Genomic DNA, 4,377 nt, shown 5'->3' on the forward strand with positions numbered 1-4,377 from the left:
CCAGACGTGCGCTGGCAGAGACAAGCCTCCCGTTCCAGGTGGAGTCGATACTTCGCATGTTTAGTGAGGCCTAACGTCTGACGTGAGGGGCCGCCGGAGCGGCGAGGCCGCGGAGGGTACCTGCAAGCGCAGCTTGCAGGCGGTCCCTCTCGACGGATGGGTTGGGCATCATTTCGCAACCTCAGTGACTTCCGTTCCGCGCTCCCACGGGACAATAGTTTCTGGCCGCGGCAAGGGAGCCCCACCTTCGTAGGGCCAGTGAAACTCTACCTCCACAACCTGACCTGGCGACCCGTAGACGATGATTCCGACTTGCTTGTTGTCAGGAGACAGGCCAAGGCCATCGGCAATTAGCTTTGTGTTCTCGTTCGCCTTGGTGCCCTCGGGCAAGAACCCTACGCTGGCGCAGCCACAATCGCACTTGGAATACACCACCAGGCTTTTCAATTCATCTGGGGTGACTTGAGGCGTATGGGGCGTGACTGCCCGGAGTAGAACGGTTTGCAGCACTTCGAGTTCTGCACCGGAAATGGGTCGCGGAGTGATGTAGCTCATGACGCCCAACGCCCAAGGTAAGCGGCACCGGAAGGAGCGCAGCGAGTGGAGGGCACCAAAAAAGCCCATAAAAATGGCGAAGCCATGGGCTTTGTTGGCGTCCGCTTGACCGCCCAGTTGGGCAACTTTTTCATGGCCCTGCTACGCTGACCTAAATGGAATTTCAGAAGCAACGACCCGCTCAGCTAAGTCAGGTTGACCAATATTCTTAAGCATTTGTCGTAATGAGTTGGCTGCTAGTGCACTCGAAACGGATGGCCCAAGTATTATTCTATTTACCAAGGTTCGCAATGAAATATCTTCTGTTTTTAGCTCAGGTATTGGCTTGATAGGAAGCTTAAGGAAGGTCTGCACAACTCGCAACTTGGCGTGGTGGTGCGCTGAGACGATGGGAATGTGATGCTGTGGATGGCAAATTCGCTGCGATTTCCAGGTCTGCAGGCCAGAACAGGCCGGCGACCCGGGCCATTTGCCATGCTGCGGACGCACTCATGCCACCGCTCCGATGAGTTTGCGCCGCGCCATCCACAGATTGGCCAGCGCAAACAGCGTATGCAGTTGCGCCGTGTTCTTGGCCAAGCCGCGGTAGCGCACCTTGATGTGCCCGAACTGGCGTTTGACCACCCGGAACGGATGTTCAACCCGCGCCCGAATACCGGCCTTCACCCGTTCGAGCTGCTCAGCGAGGGCCTCGATCGGCTTGGCCGGGTCCAGCGTGCGACGCTTGCCCGGCCGCATGGCGATGTTCCAGGCCACACCCGCCCTGGCGTCCGGACGCTTGTCGGCACCTCGATAGCCGGCGTCGGCATAGACCTCTCGGTCGCCGGGGCGCACCAGGCTGTTGGCCTCGGTCACGTCATTGACGGCACCGCTCGTGCCGCGCACGGTGTGGACCAGACCCGACTCGATGTCCACCCCGATGTGGCACTTCATGCCGAAGTACCACTGTTGGCCCTTCCTGCTTTGCTTCATCTGCGGATCACGCTCGCCGCTGCTGTTCTTGGTCGAACTCGGCGCAGCGATCAGCGTGGCATCCACCACCGAGCCGCCCTTGAGCATCACGCCCTTGGCACTGAGCAGGTCGTTGACGGTCTGCAGGATCTGCGCAGCCAGCTTGTGCTTCTCCAGCACATGCCGAAAGCGCAGGATCGTGCTCTCGTCGGGCAGCCGCTCGTCCCAGCCTTCCAGTCCCGCGAACTCGCGGAACACCGGCATGTCATGCAGCGCCTCTTCCATCGCCGGGTCACTCAGCGTAAACCATTGCTGCATGAAGTGGATGCGCAGCATGGTCTCCGGCGAGAACGGCGGGCGACCTCGCTTGCCATCGGGCAGGTACGGGGACACCAAGGCCACCAGATCCGCCCATGGCACGACCTTCTCCATCTCGTCCAGGAACTCCCGGCGTCGCGTTCGCTTGGTCGTCTGTCCCAAACCCAGGCTGTGCTGCTTCATGGCCCGTATCGTCTCAGCGCTTCACGTCCGCGCCAAGCACCACGGGTTGCGAGTTGTGCAGACCTTCCTTAAGCTTTGGCTCAATTCCTCGATTTGTTGCTAGGTGGCTAAAGTACTTTTTGAAGGATTGCTCGCGGTCTTTGTCGCTCATGTACACGACTCGCCACTCTCGTTCTTCATGGAATCCATGATGCTTTGTAAAAAGAGCGAACGACTTCAGGCGATGCATCCAAGCCCAAGCAGCATTGAAGAAGTCGTCCTCCACTTTTGCGTGGGCTGAAATCACCTCGGCTAGGCTGATCAGTTTTTCGCTGATCCATTTTTTCCGTTCGACCTTGGAGGCGTAATGCACCTTGCCAACAATCAGCGGTGATTCCGAATTTTCATTAATTTTTGAAGTGTCGATTACAAGTGCAGCCCCCGAGCCTGAGTTTCCATATCCGCGCCACATGGATAGCAAGCCGTCGTTGTCTTCTGGGGCATGTTCAGAAAAGCAAAGTATGTAAGTGTTCAACACGTGCTTGGAATCAAAGTCGTTGAACAGGTAGTCAAAGCTTTGCAATAACTTTCTGTGATTCTCCGGCGCTCCGCATGCAAGGCGAATTGCTTCGCTTTTGTGTAGCTCGTTTGCTCCTTCGTTCATCCCGAACTGTAGCTCTTCGAGATCGTTCATAAAGAGCGGATTGGAAAACCAGAATTGTTCTTTGGTGACGATCTGTTCAAAAGTCTGGATGGACGTGTAATGAGCAAGCAGAGGCCGTGAAGAGGGGAAAGACAATTCCTCTTGGAAGTCTACCCAGAGCTTTTCTGAAGCTCGATCAAGGAAGGTTGGTTCGCTCATATGTGTCGAGTTGCCTAACGCCCAGGTTAACCGGCGCCGTAGCGCGAAGCGCGGAGGGTACCAACACTGGCCATGAAAATGCCGAAGGCATGGCCAGTGTTGGCGTCCGCGTTGAACCGACAGTTAGGCTGCGGCGCGTAGTGGAAGGTGTTGGTGTTCACGACTCACAAAACGTAGGCAGATGCACTCAGATCAAGGTGCGAAGCTTTCGCAGCCGCTCGAGGTACTCGGTTGCCTCTTTCCGTCCATGCCAAGGTGGGTTGCCGTCCCCGAAGAGGCCGGACTCTCTACCAGGCGATACAACCGATCTCACTTCCTCGGGCGTTAGCCGAACATGCATGTTTGTCGCTTGTTCGTAGTCGACCCAGTTCTCTGCGGTTTTGGCGGAATTGCCAAGAGGCTTATAGTTTCTGTTGACCAATATTTGCACGCCGTCAACCGAAGTTTCATGAACTTTGTAAGGCAGATCGCGACGGAGTTCAAGGTAGATCTTGGTCACACCTTGTCCAACCGTAAAGCGTGACTTGGCGAGCATGGAAGCCAATTGAGCAATTGCATGGTCAACAGCCTCTGTAGCCGATCGATACGACATTGAAATGTCAGCGACTTCAATTTCTCTATTTGCCAAAGCCTTCTCCTTGATGCTGATTGATGCGGCCTAACGTTCGATGTAAGGGGCATGCCGAAGGGCACTTCCTGAAACCCCTCGCGCAGCCGGAAAAGGCATGCGAGTGCGTCTGACCTGAGAGGGCATTCGAGGTGCGAGGCTCTTCGATGGTCGTTTCCACTCGCCGCAGCGTGCTGCGACAGGCATTTCAGCCCTCATGCGGGCCATGCGGACGGTCCTGCGCTCTTGACCAGCCACACCAGCCGGCGCGCGTTGTACGCCGCGCACTGCAGAGTGATGGCCAGCGCGTTGCGCGCCAAGGTCATCGCCCGAACACACTTGCCGCCTTGTTGGGCCAGGCTGGCGAAGACGTGCTCGACACGGGCCCGGGTCTTGTTGATGGTGCGGTTGCGCTGGTTCAACCTCACCTTGGCGGTCTGCCCTGGCTTGGCTCGGCGCGCTATGCCGTCTTGCAGTCCTCGCGCTTGCAGGACCTGGCGGTTGGACTGACTGTCATAGCCCCTGTCGGCCAGCAGTCGATCCCGCGTGTTGGCGGCCTGCAGCACGTCGGGCAGCTGTTGCCCGTCGTCGGCATTGGCCGGCGTGATCTTCAACTCCCGGATGAGCTTGTAGCGCGCATCCACGTTGCCGTGCAGCTTGTAGCCGTAGAAGGCCTTGCCGTGCTTGATCGTCCAGCGGGCGTCCCGGTCGGTGTGGGCCAGGCGCTTGGCGCTCCAGCCTTCGGGCGCATCGCCACGGTTGAGCGCCTCGCGCTCCTTGGCGTTGGCCTGCGTGATCGGGGCCTGCACGATGCTGGCGTCCACGATCTGCCCGCCACGCGGAAATCAGGGCGTGCTGCTGCAGTTGTTGGCTCAGCGTCTCGAAGATGGCCTTGCCGCCCAGTCCACCCTTGGGCCAGCCG

Annotated in this window: 5 protein-coding genes; all 5 read right to left on the reverse strand. The window is 58.1% G+C overall.

Features of this window, described 5'->3' with window-relative positions; genetic code table 11:
- Window positions 1-168 precede the first annotated feature (168 nt).
- Window positions 169-555, reverse strand: a complete 387-nt coding sequence (locus tag I73_RS32715; protein ID WP_148289824.1) for a hypothetical protein — start codon at window positions 553-555, stop codon at window positions 169-171.
- Window positions 556-1,044: 489 nt separating this feature from the next.
- Window positions 1,045-2,007 carry an IS5 family transposase gene (locus I73_RS16780; RefSeq protein WP_022981680.1) on the reverse strand — a complete coding sequence of 321 codons (963 nt, stop codon included), beginning with the start codon at window positions 2,005-2,007 and terminating at the stop codon, window positions 1,045-1,047.
- Window positions 2,008-2,020: 13 nt separating this feature from the next.
- On the reverse strand, window positions 2,021-2,848 hold the full coding sequence (locus I73_RS31800) for a DUF2971 domain-containing protein (protein WP_083876828.1): 828 nt from the start codon (window positions 2,846-2,848) through the stop codon (window positions 2,021-2,023).
- Window positions 2,849-3,035: 187 nt separating this feature from the next.
- Window positions 3,036-3,476 carry a hypothetical protein gene (locus tag I73_RS32720; RefSeq protein WP_148289825.1) on the reverse strand — a complete coding sequence of 147 codons (441 nt, stop codon included), beginning with the start codon at window positions 3,474-3,476 and terminating at the stop codon, window positions 3,036-3,038.
- Window positions 3,477-3,670: 194 nt separating this feature from the next.
- Window positions 3,671-4,279 carry a transposase gene (locus I73_RS28535; RefSeq protein ID WP_234409531.1) on the reverse strand — a complete coding sequence of 203 codons (609 nt, stop codon included), beginning with the start codon at window positions 4,277-4,279 and terminating at the stop codon, window positions 3,671-3,673.
- Between the last annotated feature and the right edge of the window lie 98 nt (window positions 4,280-4,377).

The sequence above is a fragment of the Ideonella sp. B508-1 genome (assembly GCF_000333615.1).
Lineage (GTDB): Bacteria > Pseudomonadota > Gammaproteobacteria > Burkholderiales > Burkholderiaceae_C > Ideonella.

Excerpts from the sequence above, each read along its gene's own strand:
- I73_RS32715 (WP_148289824.1), bottom strand. The coding sequence starts at position 555 with ATGAGCTACATCACTCCGCGACCCATTTCCGGTGCAGAACTCGAAGTG.
- I73_RS16780 (WP_022981680.1), bottom strand. The coding sequence starts at position 2,007 with ATGAAGCAGCACAGCCTGGGTTTGGGACAGACGACCAAGCGAACGCGA.
- I73_RS31800 (WP_083876828.1), bottom strand. The coding sequence starts at position 2,848 with ATGAGCGAACCAACCTTCCTTGATCGAGCTTCAGAAAAGCTCTGGGTA.